Origin of the sequence: Nocardia vaccinii NBRC 15922 (assembly GCF_001613305.1) — a bacterium.
Lineage (GTDB): Bacteria > Actinomycetota > Actinomycetes > Mycobacteriales > Mycobacteriaceae > Nocardia > Nocardia vaccinii.
Genome location: NZ_BDCC01000076.1, coordinates 1 through 20,942 on the forward strand (window position 1 = coordinate 1; position 20,942 = coordinate 20,942).

Below are 20,942 nucleotides of genomic sequence, written 5' to 3' on the forward strand. Positions count from 1 at the left end.
GGAATATCCCGGGTGATCTCCTCGGCACCCAATTTCGTGTCTCGCGCATCGACTTCGTGCTCCTCGATGTGGATCGAGGTGAGCACGTCCTCCTCCACGAGGCGCTGCGACAGGATGATCGCGTCCTCATAGTTGTAACCCTCCCACGGCATCACCGCGACCAGGAGATTCTTACCCAGCGCCATCTCACCGTTCTCGGTACTGGGCCCGTCGGCAAGCACCTGCCCCGGCTCCACCCGCTGGTCCTCGTCCACGATCGGACGCTGATTCGAGCAGGTGCCCTGATTCGTCCGGCTGAACTTGTGCATCCGATACGAACGCCGGGTGCCGTCGTCGTGCATGACGGTGACGAAGTCGGCCGAAACCTCTTCCACCACACCGGCTTTCTCGTTCACCACGACATCGCCGGCATCGATCGCCGCCCGCAGTTCCATACCGGTGCCGACCAGCGGCGACTCGGAACGGATCAGCGGCACGGCCTGTTTCTGCATGTTCGCGCCCATCAGCGCGCGGTTCGCGTCGTCGTGCTCGAGGAACGGGATCATCGCCGTCGCGACCGACACCATCTGGCGCGGCGAGACGTCCATGTAGGTCGACCAATCCCGGATCGACCAGCTCGACCTCGGAATCCTTGCGGCGCACCAGAACTCGCGAGGAGGTGAAACGCCCCTCGGCATCGAGCGGCTCGTTCGCCTGCGCGACGACGTGCCTGTCCTCCTGATCGGCGGACAGATAGTCGACCTGGTCCGTCACGTGGCCGTCGACGACCCTGCGGTACGGAGTCTCGATGAATCCGAACGGGTTGACCCGCGCGTACACCGACAGATAGCCGATCAGACCGATATTCGGCCCCTCGGGCGTCTCGATCGGGCACATCCGGCCGTAGTGGCTGTAATGCACGTCGCGCACCTCGAGGCCCGCCCGTTCGCGGGTCAGGCCGCCCGGCCCCAGCGCCGAGAGGCGACGTTTCTGGGTGAGGCTCGCGAGCGGATTGCGTTCGTCCAGGAAGGTCGAGGACTGCGAGGTGCCGAAGAACTCGCGGATCGCAGCCACCACCGGACGGATGTTCATCAGCGTCTGCGGGGTGATCGCCTCGACGTCCTGCGTGGTCATGCGTTCACGGACCACGCGCTCCATGCGGGACAGACCCAACCGGATCTGGTTCTGGATGAGTTCACCGATGGTCCGCAACCGGCGATTGCCGAAATGGTCGATATCGTCGACCTCGACCGGCACCTTCTGTCCGCCGGGCGCGGTCATCGTCGCATCGCCCGCATGCAGATGCAGCAGATATTCGATGATCGCGGCGATGTCCTGTTCGGTGAGCACCCGACCGCCCTCGGCGGCGGGCTGGAGGCCGAGTTTGCTGGTGACCTTGTGCCGCCCGACGCGGGCCAGGTCGTAGCGCTTGTCCTTGAAGAACAGGTTCTCCAGCAGGGCCTGCGCAGACTCCTTCGTGGGTGGCTCACCCGGGCGCAGCTTGCGGTGGATGTCCAGCAGCGCCTCGTCGGTGCCCGCCGTATTGTCCTTCTCCAGGGAGGTCATCATGATCTCGGAGAAGCCGAAGCGCTCGGTGATCTGCTCGGCGCTCCAGCCGAGCGCCTTGAGCAGAACCGTCACCGGCTGACGACGCTTGCGGTCGATGCGGACCCCGATGGTGTCGCGTTTGTCGATATCGAATTCCAGCCAGGCGCCGCGACTCGGGATGACGCGGGCACTGTGCAGCGTCTTCTCGGTCGCCTTGTCGACGGATTCGTCGAAGTACACGCCGGGCGAACGCACCAGCTGTGAGACGATAACCCGTTCGGTGCCATTGACCACGAATGTGCCGCGGTCGGTCATCATCGGAAAATCGCCCATGAAAACCGTTTGGGACTTGATCTCGCCGGTGTTGTTGTTGATGAACTCCGCGGTGACGAACAGCGGGGCCGCGTAGGTCAGATCCTTGTCCTTACATTCCTCGACCGAGGCCTTGACCTCCTCGAAACGGGGATCGGACAGGGATAGCGACATCGTCGCGGCGAAGTCCTCGATCGGGCTGAGCTCCTCGAGCACCTCCTCCAGGCCCCCCAGGGCCGACTCTCCCGCGGCCCTGGCCCGTTCCCGCCATGCCCGACCGCCGGTCAGCCAGTCGAACGACTCGGTCTGAATGGCCAGCAAATCCGGAATCGCAAGGGGTTCACGGAGTTTGGCGAACGAAACCCGTGTGGGCGCGCCCGGAATCCGGGCCGCGGGCCGCACGGTATCGACTTCGGTCTGACTCGAGACTGCCAAGATACGTCCTTCCAGCACCTCGCGGCGACCACGCCGTACGTGGGCGTCGCGGTATCTGCTCGTCCTGTGGGCTGCATTCCTCATGGCGCACCGTGCCGGATACCGACCTAACCTGACTCGACACCAACGGGCGGAAAGCGACACGCAGACAGTGCGGCTTTCCGCAGTCAATTCATTTTCGAGAGCTGGACAGCATGCGCCCCGGCGCGAAATCCAAAATTACACCCGAAACGACTCGATGTCGAGGGCAGAAACATACAGACACCGCAATGCGAATGCCTTTTCTCTTTCAATAATGACATCCGGATATGCGGCTCGTCAAGGAGGTTTCGGCGGGTCATTCGTCGAGCCCGGGCCGAACAGTCGCATCCTCGCGGGCGGGGCCCGGCTGCAGGATCTCGATGGTGTCGGCCTTGGTGCGGGGCTGCTGTTCGAGGTCCGCGCCGGCTTTCTCGGCACTCGCCGCCTGCGGGGACGAGTCCGGTTCCGCGGACTTGCCGGGCTCCGCGGCTGCATCGCCCGGTGTCGAACGCTCCAGGAAGCGCAGCAGTTCGACCGGGAAGGGCAGGACCAGCGTGGAATTCTTCTCCGCGGCGACCTCCACCACGGTTTGCAGCAGGCGAAGTTGCAGTGCGGCGGGTGCGGCCGCCATCGTCTCACCCGCGTCGGCCAATTTCTGCGAGGCCTGCAATTCGCCCTCGGCGGTGATGACCCTGGCCCGGCGTTCACGTTCGGCCTCGGCCTGCCGCGACATCGAGCGCTTCATCGATTCGGGCAGGGCCACATCCTTGATCTCCACCCGGTCGATGTGCACGCCCCAGGACAGCGCCGGGCTGTCGATCATGAGCTCGAGGCCCCGATTGAGGTGCTCCCGGTTGGACAGCAGATCGTCCAGATCGCTCTTGCCGATGATCGAGCGCAGCGAGGTCTGTGCCACCTGCGCGATGGCGAACAGGTAATCCTGCACGTCGACCACGGCCTGCACCGGATCGACCACCCGGAAGTACACGACCGCGTCCACCCGCACGGTGACGTTGTCGCGAGTGATGCCCTCCTGCCCCGGCACCGGCATGGTGACGATCTGCACCGGCACCTTGCGCATCCGATCCACCCCGGGAATCAGCACCCGCAACCCGGGCTCGCGCACCTCGCGCACCCGCCCGAACCGGAACACCACCCCCCGCTCGAACTGCTCGACCACCCGCATACTCGCCCCGAACGCGATCCCGGCCAGCACCACCCCCGCCCCCACCACGACGCCGAAAATGCCCAAGATGTCCATATCGCACCGCCACGCGAACCGCCCGGCACACGGAAGAGACCGGGCCCTGCATCGATCATGGCACCGGGGCGACGCACGTGCATCGGACCGCCACAAACATCCGTTAAGACCCTTGGAAGGCCGGCTGCGCAGAATTCCGAGCAGAAGCGACGAATCCCACGTCGGACATCGGCGCATGTCACCGGCGGGCTGCCGCCCTGGCAGATCGTGGGCTCCGAACTCCTCACCTGCACAGCGACTTCCGGCCGTATCCACGATCCGAACCTGGTCCTCGCCTATGCCGCGCCGGCGGTGCACATCGCGGAACTGCTGGGCCGCTGAGCCCGCGTCGGACGCGGGTCGCATCGCGCGCTCCGCATGAGCATCGACGACGACCGCCACGTCTCGAGGGCCGGTGCGACGCCCGCGACGGCGAGCGGCGAAATCCCGCCCAGCACTCACGCCGAACGGCACAATATGCCGATGCGATCATTTGCCCGAGCGATGCTGGCTGCCGCCTCCGGACTGCTCCTCATCGCACCCGGCCCGGCTGTTGCCGCACCCGCCGCGAACGTCTCGCGCACCTGGTTGCCCACCATATCCGCGGAGCCGGACGGTGTGCGGGCGCCGTTCGCCGAGCTCGCGGACGGGAAGACCGGCGCGGTGCGCTGGTCGCGACAGCCGAATACCCGGGCCCCGATGGGCAGTATCACGAAGGTGATGACCGCGCTGGTCGTCCTGGAGGCGGGTGATCTGGATCGAGCCATCAGCGTGCCGCAGGCGATCATCGCCTACGACCGCGAATACGACGGCAGCACCGCGGGCCTGGTCCCCGGCGAGGTGCTGACTGCCAGACAGTTGCTCTACGCGATGATGCTCCCCTCCGGCTGCGATGCCGCCTACACCCTCGCCGAAGCGTACGGCCCCGGCCAAGCCGCGTTCATCGCCGAGATGAACGCCACCGCGGCTCGCCTGGGCCTGGCGAACACCCATTTCACCGACCCGAGCGGCCTGCCCGCCCCGACCGGCTACTCCACCTATTCCACCCCGGCCGACCTGGTGAAACTCGGTATGCACGCGATGGATTCGCCCCTGTTCCGCGGCATCGTCGGCACGCAGACCTACCACCAGCCCGCCGGCCCCGCCAACCGCGACCACATCTGGCGCACAACGAATCTCCTGCTCCGGGACTACCCCGGCACCATCGGCGTCAAGACCGGTTCCACCGACGCCGCGGGCACCTGCCTGCTGTTCGAAACGGTCCGAGCAGGCCAACCCCTCATCGGTGTAGTCCTGCACAGCTCCCCCGCCAGCGACGCAGCCGCCGAGTCCGACGCGCAACACATGCTCGACTGGGGCTTCGGGCCGATCCTGAGCCTCATCCCGATCCCTTGACGTAACCCGAATACGTTGCGTGGCAACCGGAATTGATGAGCAGCATCACTTACCGCGCAATGTATCTCGTCCTCGCACAGAAGCGGCGAACATGTCTCCATTGCCGGGCCTCTACCGTGATTCGATCCGATCGCATTGCGCTGCCCGACGTTACGAGTGCCCAGCCGTCGTGGAGCCGCGCAGCCAATCGGCGAGATCGGCGAAGTCGGTGTCCAACAGCCCGCACATACCGTCGACCCGATGAAGGAGGGCCCGGCCTGAATGATTACCGCGAACCCATTTCTCGTCCTGATCCCTGATCTCGTCATCGATCCAGATGAACGGGCGACCGGCCGCGAGATCGACCAAAGCTCTTGTCTTCCAATGTAGTCCGTCCGGAAAATAGTCACCTTCGGGATACTCGGGCAAGGTCACCACGGGCAGATGCGGCAGCCCGAGAATCGGCGCGATGACGAGGTTCGCGTCCTCGGCCCACCCCGTAGCCCAGATCAGTTCACATCCCAAGGCCAGCAGTCGTTCGCCGAGAGCACCGCTGACCCGAGACAGTGCGGGGTTGATCGGCTGCTGCCAGATGGACCAATCCACCTCGCCCGCAAGCTCATCGACAGCATCGTACGGAAGCACCGTCCCGTCGACGTCCAGGAACAACAACGCTCGATCCACGCCGGTCGCCACGAAACCAGTCTGCGGCCCGACCGGCACGGCCCGCGCCGATTCGGCGAAGGTCACAGCTCGAGCGTCGCGAGTGACACCGACCAGAGCTCACGCGCGGAGTCCGGGTCCAGGGCCCATTGCTTGACGCCGTGACTGTGGGCGGTGAGGTCGGCATCGTCGGGGACGGTATACGCCTCGCGGCAGTCGTCGAGGTAGCGCCCGCCGGTCGACTCGAACTCCGGGGCAATGGCCGCCACCACAGTGGTTGCCGCACCTTGCTCGACGGATTTGTACGTGAACACGCCGGCGGCTTCGGCGGCGTCGAGTGATTCGCGCTGCCGCCGCGTGAAGTTCCGCTGCAACCCGGTCCTGATCCCCCCGGGATTGACCGCGTTGGCGACGATGCGATCTGCGGCCCACCGCCTCGTAGCCTCGACGGCGAAGAGTGAATTCGCCGTCTTGGACTGGGCATACGCGATTTGCGGATCGTATGCCCGGTGTTCGAAGTGGATGTCGTCGAAGTCGACCGGGGCGCGCATATGCGCGGTGGAGCTCACCGCCACGATTCGGGCGGCGCCACGATCCGCCGCGCCACCGGCCAGGGCGGGGTGCAGCAAGTGGGCGAGCGCGAAGTGGCCCAGGTGATTGGTCGCGAACTGAAGCTCCCAGCCCTGCTCGTTTCGTTCCAGGCCCGAGGTGACCAGCCCGGCGTTGTTGACCAGCAGGTGCAGCGGGCCGTCCCAGCCCCGCGCGAAACGGGCCACGCTGCCCGTGTCGGCCAGGTCGACAGCGGCCACCGCGGGACGCGAATGCGCACCGCGGGAGGCGATGCGGTCGGCCACGCGTGCGCCCGCGGAGATATCGCGTACGGCGAGGGTGACCTCCGCGCCTGCGACCGCGAGGACCCGGGCGGTCTCTGCCCCGAGCCCCGAGGACGCACCGGTTACCACCGCTCGCAGCCCGCGTAGGTCGACACCGGCAGCTACATCGTCGGCGGTGCTCGAACCGTCGAAGCGTGTGGTGATGAGTGGATCTCGGGTCATCGGAATCCTCCTGTCGGCACGGCGGACGCCGCCACTGCACTTTACAATTTTTACATACTTTGTAAAGTGCGTCCATGACCAGATAGAGTGTGCAGATGAACGCCACCAACGTGGACACACCGGACCCGCATCCCACGGACGGCGGACGGCGCGAGCAGGTGCTCGCCGCGGCACTCGACACCTTTGTGCGGTACGGCTATCGAAAGACGTCGATGGAGGACGTCGCTCGCGCCGCCGACATCTCACGTCCCGGCCTGTACCTGCTGTTCGGTTCCAAACAAGAGCTGTTCACCGCCGCCGTCACGGATGCCCTGAACCGCAGCATCGCCGCGGTCGGCGAGGTGCTCGCCGACACGACCCGGCCATCCCGCGACCGGCTCCTGGACGCGTTCGACCAGTGGACCGGTCGCTACATCGGCGTGATGAGCGGCGAGGTCCACACCATGGCGGAGGAATACGCGGACCTGCTCGGGCCCGCCGTGACCGAGTTTCCCTCGCGATTCGCCGCGCTCCTGGATGCTTCCCTGGCCGAATCGACGGACACCGCCATCGCACCCCGGTCGACCGCCGTGGCGCAGACTTTGATCAGCACGTCGATCGGAATCAAGCAGCAGGTCACCACCCGCGAGGCGTTTCTGGAGCGGCTGGCTGTCGCCATCGACCTGATCGTGGCGCACGGATCATGACCGCAGCGGCGCGGTGACGTCTGCGAACGGATCGGTGCCGGTGAGAGTCGAACTCGCGGACCAGAGTTCGGCAGCGGTGCCGGGATCGGTCATATGTGCGTGCGGTGTTTCCCGGTGCGGTTGTCCGCGCAGGCCGAAAACCCTTGGGCCCCAGAGTTGCCCGCCGACCATCTCGGAGTCCACAACGGCTCGGACGATGCTTTCCGCGCCCATGTGCTTACCGTGCACCATGACCGCCGCGGGCAGCCCGCGCAGGCGCTGGGTGGTGGTGCGTACGAACAACGGCGGCCGCGACGGGGTCAGTGAATCCAATGCGCCGCCGGGATGGGCGACGATGCCGGCCGTATCGATGCCGTGTGCGCGCAGCCGACGATCCAGTTCGAAGCCGAACAGCATCTGGGCCAGTTTCGACCGCCCGTAGCTGCGAGCGGGCCGATAATCGTGCTCGGACTGAAGGTCGGTGAGATCCAGCCGTTCCGATCGCGCGGCGAAGCTGCCCACCGTGACCACCCGGCCGCGCCCCGCCGCGACCAGCTTCGGCGCCAGGTGAGCGACCAGCGCGAAATGCCCGAGATGGTTTGTCGCGAACATCAATTCGTGTCCCTGGGCACTCAGCCGACGGTCGGGACCGTCGAGCGCGACACCCGCATTGAGCACGACCGCGTCCAGCCTGCCGACACCGAGCGCATCCACCGCCGCAGGCAGCGAGGCCAGATCCGCCAGGTCCATCCGCACGCACCCCAATCGAGCATCCGGGACCCGCTCGCGAATCGCGCTCACCGCCACCTCCCCCTTGCCGGTGTCCCGACAGCCGAGCAGCACGGTGGCGCCGACCGCCGCAAGCTGCTCAGCGACGAAATACCCGATCCCCGCACTCGCCCCGGTAACCAGAACTGTCTTCCCCTCGGCGCGACAACCGCCATCCCACGTCATGCGCCCACTCTGCAGACGACCGCTTGCACCACCCTCACACACGACTTGCACGCAGCCCTGCGGGTTCGCTCAGCGAGGCATGCGACCCGCGCAGAATCACGCTCGGCGCGCCCTCACTCAGGCGCACCCTCGCGTAGCGGTGCTAACTCGTAGGCGCACAGACGTGGGCGATCACGTCCACCAGCCCCGGCTGGTTATCAGGCTCGATCACCCCATGAGCACAGTGGTACCGCTTGGCAGCCGAGGGCTGAGGATCGCTGTTCACGATGTTCAGCGGTCCGATATCACCGGGGTCCACCTTGCCCTGCCCCCGGCAGACGAAGCCGTGGAGTTCGGCACCGTTGTCCACGAGGTGCTGGCAGGTGAAGGCCTCGGCGTCGCCGGGACCGGCGTCGGCCGCTGGGGCCCATATCGTGAAGACAGCCGCGGCGGCGGGGAAAACTGACAGGATCGCGCGGGACGAGCGGGACATGTTCATGATCGACCTCCTCGTGTCGTACCGGTCGGAAACCGTCACACCGAAACCGAGCAGACGGCGAAACGCACTGGTCGAGACCGCCGAAGGTTTCACCACGCACAACGCGGCCCGCTCCAGCGATCACCGCGAACGACCGTAGGTTGAAGAGCCTGGCACGCCCGGCGTGACCGGTCGGCCCGGCATGTCGGGACGTCGAAGCCGATATTCTGCTCCAGCCGTAACCATGCGTCGCCCGACCGCGGAAACGGCCGAGCGGCGGAGGCCCCGAGGGCCGGCCAGGATGCCCTGAGGTAGTTCACATCGAAACGCTATGTGGACCGTAGAAAGCAGATGCGACCCAAGACGTCGATACCATCACTCGACAACAGCCGCGACGGTCGGCGGCCAATTCTCCGGTTGGACGTTGGCCGGTTTCCGGGTGACGTCTTCGTCCCAGTCGAATACCGGTGTCGGTGGGCCCCATTGCAGTGGACCAACGAACGAGACGGTCTCGGCTCCGAAGTCGGCCCGCTCGAACCTGGTCTCCCCGGCGAACGCTACCCCCTCGAATCCGGCGTCGACAGAGAACGTCGCCGCCATGAACCAGGCCTCGCCGAAGAACCTGGCGCCGACGAACCCGGCGCTGCCGGAGAACGTGGCGTCCCCGAACCAGGTGGTGCCGGAAAACGTCGTTCCCCCGAAGTCGGCGGCGTCGGAGAACGTGACGTGCTCGAATCGGGCGTTGCCGGAGAATGTGGCGCCTCCGAACCAGGCGACGTCGGAGAACGTCGCCTCCATGAACCATGCCTCGCCGGAGAATGTGACGTGCCTGAACCGGACGTCACCGCAGAACGTGGCGCGCTCGAATTTGGCCTCGCCGGAGAAGGTGGCGTGCTGGAATCGGGTCTCGCCGGAGAACGTGGCGCGCTGGAACCAGGCGGTGCTGGAGAACGCCGCGCCCACGAACCCGGCGTTGCCGGAAAATGTGGCGTGTCCGAACCTGGCGTCGCCGGAGAACGCGGCGTGCTGAAATTGACCGGCACTGCACGCGTGGGCGCGCGTCGCCGACGGGAGCTGGCTCGGACTGGTGGAGATGGTGTTGTGGACCGCCGACGGCAAAGGGCAGCTGCCGGTGATGCAGTGGTGCCCAGCGCCCGCGCTGTCACCACGCGGGAGTGACCGTTCAGCCGCGCACCGCGCCCTCCGGCCACACGACCGTCACCGGCACACCGCGCTCCCGCGCCAGGACGACCACACTGCCGGTGCCGCTGCGTTCGCCAGCCTCGCCATCCCATACGGCGATCAGCCGGTCACACGAGCCCACCACAACCTCGTTCGCGGCCTCATACGCATCAGCATCGGCCTCATCGAAGTCCATCACCCGGACGCGCTCGGCTCGCTTCAGCAGCTCGTCGAACAGCGGGGCGTGATCTGGCTTGACCTTCTTCTCCCGGTAGTTCCGTGAGGGCACCACGACCTCCAACCGGCCACCCGCGTCGAGGACGGCCTGCGCGAACACCGAATCGGCTCCCCGCGCAATGCAACTCACGCCGGTCACATCGGCGGCGTCACCGGTGGCAGTGATCTCGCGGGTGATGTCCGCGTACACCAGGGGCACGGTGGCCGCGGTGAGGTTCATGTGTCCGGTCACGCCGATTCGCACGGCTCGACTCCTCTACGTCGTTGCGTCAACCATCGGCCGGATGCGGTCGCGTAGTTCAGCGACCTGACCGGCCTGAGCCAGCTGCCCGGTCCGGTCGTACACCTTCCGAAGTTTCTTGCGCACCCGGTCAGAGCTGGTCTTGCCGACCGTATCCAACGCGTCGAAGCCGAGTCGACACGCCTCCTCGTACTCGCCGCCGATCATGTGGGCCTCCACGATCCCGAGCTGATCCAGGGCAGAGCTGCGCAACCGCTCCGGCCGCCGCGCGCCGATCGCGCGGGCGATCGAGTCGGCGGCCTCGCCCGCGAACGTGGAGTCCCTGCGCGCGATATCCAGTAACCGGCCGCCGATGGTGCCGGCGAGCTCCGCGGAGTCGAAGTAGTTGATCCAGTACGGATCTGATGTGGGGTCGGAGTTGGAGAACTCGTCGAACGCTTTGCCGCATGCCCGGCGGAATGCGGACGGCCGCCCGAGTTTGCTGTACGCCCACGCTTCCCGCGTGTACAGCATGGCTCGCACGGTCGGAGTCGATCGGGGCGCGAATTGGTCCTGAGCGATCCTGATCAGTTCGAGGGCGTCGGTGGCGCGCTGGCGGTCGAGCTCGGCGGCGCGCTGGCGGTCACGCTCGGGGCTGGTGTTGTAGTTGTCCAGCGACATCAGTTGCCGCGCCATTCCCGCAATCGCGTTGGCGCACAACGCGTAATCACCGGCGTCCTTCGCCGAACGCGCCGCGAGCATGTAGTACTGCTGCGCGGTCTCCTGCTCGCCCGAGTCCCACGACATCGTCGCCGCGGTCTCCGCGAGCAGGGCGCGCACTCGGCGGAGGCGGCGTTTGATCTCCGGCGGGTGCGGATCGTCCAGAACCGCGTTCACCTCATCGAGCTGGCCCACGACGGCCTTGCGGCGCAGGCCGCCGCCGAACTGGTCGTCCCATTCGCGGAAGATGCGGGCGGCGCTCTCCAGCTCGGCGATCTCCTGCAGGCCGGTGCCGATGATCGGCGGATCGGTTGGGGCATCGTCTATATCGCGTAGCAGCCACCGTTCCAACGGTTCGAGTAGGTGCACGCCGACAACGACGCCAGCGATCGCTTTGGAGACTCGGCGTCGGTCCAACATCAGGTCTCTCCGTGTCATGTCGTGGGTGAGCGTCGAGCAGTCCCCGGACCAGATGTCCGCGACCGGGGCCGGGGGAAGGACTTCCACGCGGTCCGGTTCCAGGACAGCGAGGTCCGGGGCTGGTTGTGTCGCTGCCTCTTCTTGCGCGGCAAGGAATCTACGACGTTGATCAGGGGTCGCCTGTTTCAGCATGCCGTCCATCAGTTCGCCGAAGAACGGTTGCAGTTCGATCGTGCTTTTGCGCCGCGCCCACTTTTTGACCACCGAGAGGGAGACGCCGGCGCGGGCGGCGAACTCCGGCTGCGGCATTCGCAGGGCATCGCGCAGAGCTGTTGCGTCGGCACCGGTCCACGAGACCTGCATACCCAATCCCCTGTCCCCTATGTGGCTTGCGTATACCAGCGTGAACCGAGCGTATACCACCGTGGCCTGCGGCGATCTTCTCTTGCGAATCATTCAGCGCGAGTGTGGAACACGGCCCCGCTGCCGGGAGCCGCCCTCTCGGTCGCTGATTTGCCGCCAACACCACGCAGCAAATCAACGAAGGCCACCGGCGGCGGGTGCCCCCTCAACAGACCGGACCCACACGAGGCGGACTGCCACATGAGCACAGACGCAACGTCACCGGAACCGCTTGCCATCCGGTGCATTCGACCCGACCTGACCACCGACCGCGCCGCGGACGAACAGGCGATGACCGATATTTGCGGGTTACTCGGCTACCAGGTCGGCGACGTTGTGGTCATCACCCCCACCCTCGAGGGGCCACTCGTCACGGTCATGGAGGCGTTGGCGGAGACCGGCGCGAACACGGTGATCGTGCCCGCGTGGGACCACCTGTACGGCATCGACCGCTATCTGCGGGACATCGTGCGCCTGGTGAGTGTCGCATCCGAACGCACCCGCCAGCGCGCGGGCCTGATACCGGGGGTGCCATCGTGACCGGAACCGATGACACCTGGTGCGACTGGTGCGGCAAGCAGATCCCGCCGCAGACCAGACGTTCCCGTGACGGCCGCGTGTTCTGCGGGGACAAGTGCCTCGCCGCGGACCTGCGCGGCGCTGATGCAGCATCCGTCGTCGACATCGTCGGCGAACTGTCGTTTGCGCTGCTGTGGAAAACCGCGCTCCTGTCCCGGTTCCGGCTCGTTGCGTCCGATATCGACCTGACAGCGGAGGAGGACGCGGTGCGCCTCCAGGCCGCGATCGACACTGCCGTAGTGGTGTTGTGATCGTTCACCGGCCGACAGTTCGGGTGCTGCCCGGTCACCGTGCGGCCGTGCGTTCGTAGCGAGGATCGGCCGCTGGCGTGGTTGCCGGGATGGATGTGGTTCCCGGAGCTGGACGCCGGTGTGTGGTGCAACGCGATCTGCGGGTGCGGGCCGTCGTGCCGGGTGACCGGGCCGGGTGTGGTGCACCTACCCGGCCCGGTCTGCGAAATCACCAGCGTGACAATCGACGGCGCGCAGATCGACAGCACCGCATACGTGCTCGAGGGCGACCGGCTCTATACCCGGCTGGGCCGCTGGCCCGGTCAGGACCTGCGGATACCGGCAGGGTCGCCGGGCACATGGTCGGTGGAGTACCTGCAAGGCGTCGCACCTCCAGCCGGGGCCGATCAGATGGTCGGCCTGTTGGCGCGCGAGTTCTGGAACGCCTGCACCGGCGAAGGGAAATGCCGCCTGCCGAAGCGCGTGGAATCGGTATCCCGGCAAGGGGTTTCGATGAAGCTGTTCGATCCGGCCGCGCTGTTCGACAAGCAGCAGACCGGGATACCGGAAATCGACATGTGGGTGGCCGGAGTGAATCCGCACCACCTGTCCGCGCCGTCCGCGGTGTCCAGTCCGCACTTTCGGGCGGGGTTCTGATGGACAAGGCAGCGACCGTGATCGGGTTGACCGTCACGCAGGTGCGGCGATTCTTCGCCCCTGATCAGGAGGTGCCGCCGTTGGGTGGCGGCACCGACGACGTGAACCTCGTGGCCGGTGAGGTGATCTCTCCGCCGCCGTGGGTCGGCGACGACGAGACCGCGTGCGACGGGTGCGGCCCGTACCTGTGGGTTCGGCTCGTGCGGCGCTGGCGCACAGAGGAATTCCCCACCGAAGCCGTAGCTTGGTGTTGGATGGCGTTTCAGTCGCGTAAGTCGCGTCCGGGCACGGGACACCGAATAGGCTGTCTGAACTGCGAAAATAGCGGAATATAACGGATGCTGATCCGACGCCGATCCGGCGGAAAAAGTTGGGGGACGAGTCGGTCTGTAAGCCGGATCCTGTTCCCGGCTTGCGCCGGGAGGCGACCATCCATCTGGATGCACCGTTGCCGGGCACCTCGAGCGGTCCACCCGCGGGCTCGGGCGAGCAGCCCTCGAACACCCGCGCAGCCGCACTCGCGGGGAGTGCGGCCTTCGACCTTGCTCCGGGCGGGGTTTACCGAGCCGCCCCGGTCACCCGGGGCGCTGGTGCGCTCTTACCGCACCGTTTCACCCTTACCGGCGCGTTGCGCGCCGGCGGTCTGTTTTCTGTGGCACTGTCCCGCGGGTCACCCCGGGTTGCCGTTAACAACCGCCCTGCTCTGTGGAGTCCGGACTTTCCTCGGCGCCGGGCGGCGGCACTGTCGTGCCCGTTCCCGTCGCCGCGGTCGCCCGACCGACTCGTCCGGTGGCATTATGCCGTATGGGGTGTTCGACGGCCCCGCCGGTGCTGCCCTCCGCACGCCTCGTGCCGCGATTTCCGGCCATGACCGGGGATCCAGCGCAGCGGACCGAAACCAGAACAAGTACCGTATTTCGCCATGGAGCGTGTCGAGGTGGGGTTCCCTTCGGGAAACGAACAGTGTGCAGCGTGGCTCTACAGGCCCGATGGACCACCCAAACCGCGCCCGCTGGTGATCATGGGCCACGGGCTGGGGGCGAATCGGGAAATGGGGCTGGATCGGTACGCACGCCGGTTCACCGCGGCCGGAATGGGTTGTCTGGTCTTCGACTACCGCAACTTCGGGGCTAGCGGCGGCACACCGCGTCAGCTGATCAGCATTCGCAAGCAGCGGGAGGACTGGCGTTCCGCGATCCACTACGCGCGCACCATCAAGGGTTTCGATGCGACGCGAATCGCGTTGTGGGGCAGCTCGTTCGGCGGCGGGCATGTCCTGTCGATCGCGCACGAGGACGATTACCTCGCCGCGGTGGTCGCCCAGTGCCCGTTCACCAGCGGCTGGTCCTCGGCGATGGCCAAGGGCCCGATCAGTCTCACCAAGACCGGCATCGTCGCGACCGCCGACCTGCTGATCGGACCGATCGTGCGCAAGCCGATCAAGGTGCGCCTCGCCGGGCGCAAACGGTCCGCAGCGTTGATGAGCGCCTCGGACGTGCCGGAGGGATTCGGCCGCCTGGCCGAGGAGAGCGAGCAGTACCAGCCGAAGGTGGCCGCGCGCTTCGGACTTCAGGTGCTGTTCGATTCCCCGTGGCGGCGCACCAAGGCGATCAAGGTGCCCGTGCTGTATTCGCTGTGCGACAACGACTCGGTCGCGCCGATCAAGCCGACCCTCAAGGCCGCCGAACGCACCAAGCACGCGATCGTCAAGCGGTACCCGATCGGGCACTTCGACATCTACTTCGACGACTGGTTCGAGAAGGCCGTCTACGACCAGACCGATTTCCTGGTCTCGGTTCTGCGCCCGTAACCGTTTGTCGCGCAACCGGTTCAACACCGACGACATAATCCGATTGCCCGCCGCCCCGCCAGGGGAGGACGATCGCCGGATGACTGTGCGACAGATTCCGCCGCAGGAGTGGCAGACGATCCGGACCGCCCGCCTGGCCGCATTGGCAGGATCCCCGCCGGGCACCTTCGCCACTTTGCTGGCGGAGGCCCAGGGCTGGGACGAGGAGCACTGGCGACTGTGGGCCGCCCGCCGCACCATGTTCGTGGCCGAATCCGGTCCGGATGTGATCGGCTGTGCGGGCGGCATCCTGGAGCACGATGTTCCGGTACTGGTATCGATGTTCGTGGAGCCCGCGGCACGAGGTAGTGGAGTATCGCGTCAGCTGATCGACGCGGTTGCCGGCTGGGCGCGGGCCGATGGGCACGCCGAACTGCGACTCTGGGTGGTGGATGGCAATACCCCTGCCGAGAAGCTCTACCGCAGAATGGGTTTCACCCCGACCGGGGTGATCCGCAATACCGGCGTACACGCGCCGGACACCGAATACGAGATGTCCCTCCCCCTGCGCTGATCACAGGTAGGAGGTCTCGTTCACCAGGCGCACCGAGGAGCCGCCGTCGGGATAGAACTCGGCGATCGACAGCGAGGCCAGATCCAGATGCAGCCGGTACAGCAGCGAGGGGCCCACCCCGAGAGCCAGTTGCAGCAGGGTTTTGATGGGTGTCACGTGGCTGACCACGACAACGTTGCGGCCCGGATACAGTCCCACCAGATCCGCGCGGGCCGCCTCGATCCGCTCGCGTACCGCGGCGAAACTCTCGCCGCCCGGCGGGCAGACCGTGGAATCACTCAGCCAGCGTGCGTGCAACTCCGGATCGGCCTGCACCGCCTCGGCGAAGGTAAGCCCCTCCCAGTCGCCGAAATCGGTCTCGATGAGTCGATCCAGCACCCGCACCTCGACGTTCAGGGCCTCGCCGACCGCGCCCGCGGTCTCTCGCGCACGGCCCAGCGGCGAGGTCACGATTGCGGCGATATCCCCTTTGGCCGCAAGGTATTTCGCCGCCCGCGCGGCCTGTTCCCGGCCCAGGGCGGTGAGCGGCGGATTGCCGCGGCCCGAATAGCGGCGCTCGACCGACAGTTCGGTCTGCCCGTGCCGCAACAACAGCAGCCGGGTCGGACGTCCGCGCGCACCGGTCCAGCCGGGAGCGGTCTGCGATTTCCGCTGTGCCGCACGGGCATCGGCGGCCTCGTCGATCCAGCCGGGCGGCGTCGGCTCCACATCGACCACCGGATCTTGCTGCACCGCGGCGGTTTCCGGATTCTGCGCCGCGCTCACCTCCGCGATGAGCGGCGCGTCGTCCATGGCCTCGTTGGCGAGCCGGTCGGCATGGGAATTCTGCGCGCGCGGAATCCAGGTGAAATCGACCCGATCGAATTGCGTGATCAGCTGCCGCGCGCGGTCGTTGAGCGGAATCATGGCCGCGTGCTTGACCTTCCAGCGACCCGTCATCTGCTCGACGACCAGTTTGGAGTCCATCCGCACGTCCACCTCGCGCGCGCCCAGCTCCGCGGCGGCCGAGAGCCCCGCGACCAGCCCGCGGTATTCGGCCACGTTGTTGGTGGTGATTCCGAGCGACTCCTTCCGCTCGGCGAGCACCCGCGCGTGGTTCGCGTCCCAGACCACCGCACCGTATCCGGCCGGACCGGGATTGCCCCGCGAGCCGCCGTCCGCCTCGACGATCACGCTATCGATCACGATCGCCTCACAAGCCGGATTGCTTGGTGCGCACCATGATCGCGCCGCACTCCGGGCAGCGGACCACCGCATCCGGCGCCGCCTTCGCGATCCGCGCGATCTCACCGCGATCGAGTTCGATCCGGCACGCGCCGCAGCGGCGGGCCTGTAGCAGCGCGGCGCCGACGCCGTGCTGGGCCCGCTGCTTGTCGTAGACCGACAACAGCTCCGCCGGGAACTGGGCCTGCAACTGCTCGCGATCGCCCGCGCAGCGCTGTGCGGCGACCTCGAGATCGGCCAGCGCCTCGTCCCGATGACGCTGCGCCTCGGCGAGCTCCTCCTCGGCCTTGGTCAGATTGGCCCCGGTGTGCTCGTGATCGGCGACCGCGGCCTCGCGGCGCTCCATCACCTCGAGCAGATCGTCCTCGAGCACCGAGCGGCGGCGTTCCAGACTGCCCAGCTCATGCTGCAGTTCGGAGAGTTGTTTGGCCCCGACCGTACCGCCCTCGAGCATGCTCCGGTCGCGCTGTTCGCGCTTGCTGACGCCGTCGATCTCGGTTTCCAGCTTGCGGATGTCACGGTCGAGGTCGTCGAGCCGGATCTCGACCTTCACCGCCGCATCCTTGCGGGAGGTGCGCTCGCCCTCGAGCCGCTCCACCTCCTGTTGCTCCGGCAGGACCTTGCGCCGATGCGCGATACGCGTCAGCTCCGCATCGACCGCGGCGAGGTCGAGCAACTTGGCCTGGATCGTTGGTTCGACATTCAACGCGGGACTTACTCCTCGACACTCTGGAACTATCCGACAGCGCGCCGGACCAGCCGACGCCGAAGTTCCAACCGTACTCCGCACCCGCCCGCTCACACCCCAACCCCGCCGTTTTACCCGGCTCCCGATCGCCGGCCGCCCCGGCGAACCCCGGGGCGGCCGCGGGCGGGCCCAGGAATCTTGCGGCGGTAGGCGGTCGCGAAGACGTACGCGACGAGGAGGATGCCGGCACACCACGCCGAGGCGGTCCAGATCCCGGTCCCGGTGCGCCAACACCGGGCATGCGCATCGGGCAGGGTGCGCGAGAGAAGTTCGCCGGGACTGCGGCGGACCATCAGGACAGCTCAGCCGTCGAGCGCGCCGAGGGTCCAGGGATCGGTGCGGACGGCGCTGACGCGGGTTTCGAGATCGGGCAGTGCGGTGCGCACGATGCGTTCGGCTTGAGCGCACCAGGGATACTCGGTGGCCCAGTGCGCGGCGTCGACGAGCGCGGGGCCGCCGGCGCGCAGATGTTCATCGGCGGGGTGATGGCGCAGGTCGGCGGTGACATAGGCGTCCACGCCGAGACGAGATACCTTGGCCAGGAAGGAATCTCCCGCTCCGCCGCACACCGCGACCGAGGCGATGCGTCGCTCGGGATCACCCGCCGCACGCACACCCCAGGCGGTGACGGGCAGCGCTGCGCGGACGCGAGCGGTGAACTCCCGCAACGTTTCCGGCTCCGGGAGCTCTCCCACGCGGCCCAGACCCAGACCGGCGGGCAGGCTCGCCCGCTCGGTGACGAAATAGGCGGGCTCCTCGTACGGATGCGCCTGTCGCAGGGCGGTGAGCAGGGCCGCACGGGCTGACGGCGGCGCGACGACCTCGAGTCGGATTTCGGCCACCTGTTCCAGTTCACCGACCGTGCCGAGCACCGGATTCGCGCCCGCGACCGGCCGAAACTGCCCGATCCCCGGTACCTGCCAACAACATTCGCGATAGTTGCCCGAGCCGCCCGCACCTGCCGCGAACAACGCGCCCAGCACTGCGTCGGAATGCTCGCGCGGGACGTTGACCGCCCATTCATCCAGGGCCGCAGTAGGTTTGGGATCGAGTGGGCCACTCACCCGCAACCCCAGCGCGTCCGCGAGCGCATCGGAGACGCCCGGTGCGGCGGAATCGGCATTCGTGTGCGCGGTGAACAGTGCGCACCCGGCACGAATCAGCCGGTGCAGCAGCGCACCCTTCGGCGTACTCGCGGCCACGGTGTCCACCCCGCGCAGCAGCAGCGGATGGTGTACCACCAAAGCCTGTGCGCCCCAAGCGATCGCCTCGTCGACCACCGCCTCGGTGGCATCGACGGCGAACAGCACCCGGGCCACGTCCTCTCCCGGGTCACCACACACCAGCCCCACCGAATCCCACGACTCGGCCAGCCGCGGCGGATACGCCTCGTCCAGCACCGCCACGAGCCCACTCACCTGCGCCACCCTGGAACCTCCTCCACTGCGATCATCCCGCCGCGCTCTCGGCCGTCATTCGTCGCAACCGCATTCCGAGACGTATTTCGCTCCCCGCACGCGAGGCGGACCGGCACGATCCCGGATTCGCGTGTTCGGGCGGCGCTCATATACCGACCTCGCGCAGTGCCGCGACCAGGCGGTCCACCTCGGCTTCCGGACGGACCGCGAGTCGTAGATGACCTGGTCCCAGCCCCGGAAAGGTGTCGCCGCGCCGCACCGCGACGCCCACACCGGCGAGACGTTTGCGGAGCAGTTCGGCATCGGGCACCCGGATCAGCAGGAACGGGCCGTGCGCGGGTTCGTGGACCTCGATGCCCAGCGCGCGCAGCCGCGGGATCATCGCGGCGCGGTCCGCGGCGATGCGCACCGCACGCGCCTGCGATTCGGCCACCGCTACCGGATCTCCGGTCGCCGCAACGGCTTCCAATTGCAGGGCGCCCAGCGGCCAGTGCGCGCGGCCGTGCCGCACCCGCGCGAGAAGGTCCGGCGGGCCCAGGAAATATCCGCAGCGCAGGCCCGCCAACGCCCAGGTCTTGGTGAGGCTGCGCAGCACCAGGATATCTCGGAATGATTGCGCCGCAAGCGATTCCGACTCATGAGGGACCGCGTCGGCGAACGCCTCGTCCACCACGACCACCCGGCCGGGCCGCCGCAGCGCGCGAATGGTCTCGGCGGGATGCAGTACCGATGTCGGGTTGGTCGGATTGCCCAGTACCACGAGATCGGCGTCCTCGGGCACCAGCGCGGGATCGAGGGCGTAGGGCTCGTTCAGCACCACCCGGGTCACCGCCACCCCGGCCTCACGCAAGGCCAGTTCGGGTTCGGTGAACGAGGGGTGGATCACCGCGGCCAGACGAGGCGCCAGACGTGGCAGCATCGCGAACCCCTCGGCCGCGCCCGCGAGCAACAGCACCTCGTCCGGAGTTCGCCCGTGCCGCGCCGCGACGACCCCGCGCGCCGCCAGATCCTCGGCCTGCCCCGGATACCGGCCCAATGCCGCCAGCCGCGCCGCCAGCCGCTCACGCAACCAGGCGGGCGGCCCCTCCCCCTGCACGTTCACCGCGAAATCCAGCATCCCGGGCTGCACGTCCACATCACCGTGGTGCCGCAGCTTCACCGCGTCGACCGGCCCCGATTCCAGCTCGGACCGCACGCCCCGCACCGTCGCGGGCCCAGCTGAGGGCCCCGACTCGGGCTCGCGTTCGCGATCCGCCGTGGTGTCCTCGGGCACAGCGATACACCCTACGTGGCCGCCCGCCGCGGCGAACCGACACAATGGCTGTCGTGGGCGAACTGCACGTGACATTCATCTGCACCGGCAATATCTGCCGGTCTCCGATGGCCGAGAAAATCTTCGCGGCGAACATCGAGCGGGCCGGGCTGGCCGATCGTGTGCGGGTGAGCAGCGCGGGGACCACTCCGTGGCACGCCGGATCCGACGCCGACTCGCGAACCACGACGGTCCTGGCCCGCCACGGCTACCCGATCGGCCACGTTGCCGCGATGATCGGCCCGGACCACCTGAGCGCCGATCTGGTCATCGCCCTGGACAGCTACCACGACCGGGAACTGACCCGGCTCGGGGTGCCCGCGGACCGCCGTCGGCTGCTGCGCAGTTTCGATCCGCACGCCCCCGCTCCCGACGTATCCGATCCCTACTACGGCGACGACCACGACTTCGAGATGGTCCGCGAGAAGATCGAGGCGGCCATGCCCGGACTGCTGGACTGGGTGCGCGATCAGCTCGGCGAGGAACTCGCCGGCGACACCCGAGGGTACGGCGATCCCCGATGAACC

At 67.4% G+C, this 20,942-nt stretch carries 21 protein-coding genes, 1 other RNA gene and 1 pseudogene; 9 read left to right on the forward strand and 14 right to left on the reverse strand.

Going from position 1 to position 20,942, the window contains the following annotated elements; translation table 11 throughout:
• Nucleotides 1-2,292 (reverse strand): annotated as a pseudogene (rpoB, locus tag NV1_RS37215) (DNA-directed RNA polymerase subunit beta); the annotation flags it as partial.
• Nucleotides 2,293-2,611: 319 nt separating this feature from the next.
• Nucleotides 2,612-3,481, reverse strand: a complete 870-nt coding sequence (locus tag NV1_RS37220) for a slipin family protein (protein ID WP_373864704.1) — start codon at nt 3,479-3,481, stop codon at nt 2,612-2,614.
• Nucleotides 3,482-3,913: 432 nt separating this feature from the next.
• Between NV1_RS37220 and NV1_RS37225 the strand changes: the two genes are divergently transcribed.
• Nucleotides 3,914-4,930 (forward strand): D-alanyl-D-alanine carboxypeptidase family protein, encoded by a 1,017-nt coding sequence (locus tag NV1_RS37225; RefSeq protein ID WP_245714129.1) that lies wholly within the window; start codon nt 3,914-3,916, stop codon nt 4,928-4,930.
• Nucleotides 4,931-5,080: 150 nt separating this feature from the next.
• On the opposite strand, the gene NV1_RS37230 is transcribed toward NV1_RS37225, so the two are convergent.
• On the reverse strand, nt 5,081-5,659 hold the full coding sequence (locus tag NV1_RS37230; protein ID WP_245714130.1) for an HAD domain-containing protein: 579 nt from the start codon (nt 5,657-5,659) through the stop codon (nt 5,081-5,083).
• The gene (locus NV1_RS37235) at nt 5,656-6,627 is read right to left on the reverse strand and encodes an SDR family NAD(P)-dependent oxidoreductase (protein ID WP_067902781.1); all 972 of its coding nucleotides are present in this window, start codon (nt 6,625-6,627) and stop codon (nt 5,656-5,658) included. Before NV1_RS37235 ends, NV1_RS37230 begins: the two co-directional genes overlap by 4 nt.
• Nucleotides 6,628-6,722: 95 nt before the next feature.
• Between NV1_RS37235 and NV1_RS37240 the strand changes: the two genes are divergently transcribed.
• The gene (locus NV1_RS37240) at nt 6,723-7,313 is read left to right on the forward strand and encodes a TetR/AcrR family transcriptional regulator (RefSeq protein ID WP_084526426.1); all 591 of its coding nucleotides are present in this window, start codon (nt 6,723-6,725) and stop codon (nt 7,311-7,313) included.
• On the opposite strand, the gene NV1_RS37245 is transcribed toward NV1_RS37240, so the two are convergent.
• From NV1_RS37245 to NV1_RS45310, 5 genes are all read right to left on the reverse strand, one after another.
• A complete protein-coding gene (locus tag NV1_RS37245; protein WP_067902784.1) occupies nt 7,308-8,246 on the reverse strand; it encodes an SDR family NAD(P)-dependent oxidoreductase in 939 nt (312 codons plus the stop codon). The genes NV1_RS37240 and NV1_RS37245 overlap by 6 nt on opposite strands.
• Before the next feature lie 142 nt (nt 8,247-8,388).
• Complete coding sequence (locus tag NV1_RS37250; RefSeq protein ID WP_157117626.1) at nt 8,389-8,724, reverse strand: hypothetical protein; 336 nt, start codon at nt 8,722-8,724, stop codon at nt 8,389-8,391.
• Between the two features lie 354 nt (nt 8,725-9,078).
• Nucleotides 9,079-9,822, reverse strand: coding sequence for a pentapeptide repeat-containing protein (locus NV1_RS37255; protein ID WP_067902791.1), 744 nt, complete (start codon nt 9,820-9,822; stop codon nt 9,079-9,081).
• Nucleotides 9,823-9,886: 64 nt separating this feature from the next.
• Nucleotides 9,887-10,366 carry a hypothetical protein gene (locus tag NV1_RS37260; RefSeq protein ID WP_067902793.1) on the reverse strand — a complete coding sequence of 160 codons (480 nt, stop codon included), beginning with the start codon at nt 10,364-10,366 and terminating at the stop codon, nt 9,887-9,889.
• A gap of 12 nt (nt 10,367-10,378) precedes the next feature.
• Nucleotides 10,379-11,845 (reverse strand): NsdA family TPR-like regulatory protein, encoded by a 1,467-nt coding sequence (locus NV1_RS45310; RefSeq protein WP_218027333.1) that lies wholly within the window; start codon nt 11,843-11,845, stop codon nt 10,379-10,381.
• Between the two features lie 240 nt (nt 11,846-12,085).
• Here NV1_RS45310 and NV1_RS37270 point away from each other — a divergent pair, with 240 nt between their 5' ends.
• The 4 genes from NV1_RS37270 (at nt 12,086) to NV1_RS37280 (ending at nt 13,685) form a co-directional block, all read left to right on the forward strand.
• Entirely contained in the window at nt 12,086-12,424 is a 339-nt protein-coding gene (locus tag NV1_RS37270; protein WP_067902796.1) for a hypothetical protein, read from the forward strand.
• Complete coding sequence (locus NV1_RS45315) at nt 12,421-12,714, forward strand: eL24 family ribosomal protein (RefSeq protein ID WP_218027334.1); 294 nt, start codon at nt 12,421-12,423, stop codon at nt 12,712-12,714. The genes NV1_RS37270 and NV1_RS45315 overlap by 4 nt, the downstream gene beginning before the upstream one ends.
• A gap of 93 nt (nt 12,715-12,807) precedes the next feature.
• Nucleotides 12,808-13,350 carry an SET domain-containing protein gene (locus NV1_RS37275; protein WP_218027335.1) on the forward strand — a complete coding sequence of 181 codons (543 nt, stop codon included), beginning with the start codon at nt 12,808-12,810 and terminating at the stop codon, nt 13,348-13,350.
• Nucleotides 13,350-13,685: a hypothetical protein gene (locus NV1_RS37280; protein ID WP_067902798.1), complete on the forward strand. Its 336-nt coding sequence runs from the start codon at nt 13,350-13,352 to the stop codon at nt 13,683-13,685. Before NV1_RS37275 ends, NV1_RS37280 begins: the two co-directional genes overlap by 1 nt.
• Before the next feature lie 39 nt (nt 13,686-13,724).
• Here NV1_RS37280 and rnpB read toward each other — a convergent pair.
• Nucleotides 13,725-14,135, reverse strand: an RNA gene (gene rnpB / locus NV1_RS37285) — RNase P RNA component class A.
• 137 nt (nt 14,136-14,272) lie between these two features.
• Here rnpB and NV1_RS37290 point away from each other — a divergent pair.
• On the forward strand, nt 14,273-15,160 hold the full coding sequence (locus NV1_RS37290; protein ID WP_067902800.1) for an alpha/beta hydrolase: 888 nt from the start codon (nt 14,273-14,275) through the stop codon (nt 15,158-15,160).
• A 79-nt stretch (nt 15,161-15,239) separates the two neighbouring features.
• The gene (locus tag NV1_RS37295; RefSeq protein ID WP_157117627.1) at nt 15,240-15,713 is read left to right on the forward strand and encodes a GNAT family N-acetyltransferase; all 474 of its coding nucleotides are present in this window, start codon (nt 15,240-15,242) and stop codon (nt 15,711-15,713) included.
• On the opposite strand, the gene NV1_RS37300 is transcribed toward NV1_RS37295, so the two are convergent.
• The 4 genes from NV1_RS37300 to cobC form a co-directional block, all read right to left on the reverse strand.
• Nucleotides 15,714-16,895: a bifunctional RNase H/acid phosphatase gene (locus NV1_RS37300; RefSeq protein ID WP_067902906.1), complete on the reverse strand. Its 1,182-nt coding sequence runs from the start codon at nt 16,893-16,895 to the stop codon at nt 15,714-15,716.
• A 10-nt stretch (nt 16,896-16,905) separates the two neighbouring features.
• Nucleotides 16,906-17,643 carry a zinc ribbon domain-containing protein gene (locus NV1_RS37305; protein ID WP_067902804.1) on the reverse strand — a complete coding sequence of 246 codons (738 nt, stop codon included), beginning with the start codon at nt 17,641-17,643 and terminating at the stop codon, nt 16,906-16,908.
• A gap of 344 nt (nt 17,644-17,987) precedes the next feature.
• Nucleotides 17,988-19,112 (reverse strand): Nif3-like dinuclear metal center hexameric protein, encoded by a 1,125-nt coding sequence (locus NV1_RS37315; RefSeq protein WP_067902812.1) that lies wholly within the window; start codon nt 19,110-19,112, stop codon nt 17,988-17,990.
• Nucleotides 19,113-19,248: 136 nt separating this feature from the next.
• Complete coding sequence (cobC, locus tag NV1_RS37320; RefSeq protein WP_067902908.1) at nt 19,249-20,286, reverse strand: Rv2231c family histidinol phosphate aminotransferase CobC; 1,038 nt, start codon at nt 20,284-20,286, stop codon at nt 19,249-19,251.
• Nucleotides 20,287-20,420: 134 nt separating this feature from the next.
• On the opposite strand from cobC, the gene NV1_RS37325 reads away from it, so the two are divergent.
• Nucleotides 20,421-20,939 carry a low molecular weight protein-tyrosine-phosphatase gene (locus tag NV1_RS37325; protein WP_067902815.1) on the forward strand — a complete coding sequence of 173 codons (519 nt, stop codon included), beginning with the start codon at nt 20,421-20,423 and terminating at the stop codon, nt 20,937-20,939.
• The last annotated feature ends 3 nt before the right edge of the window (nt 20,940-20,942 follow it).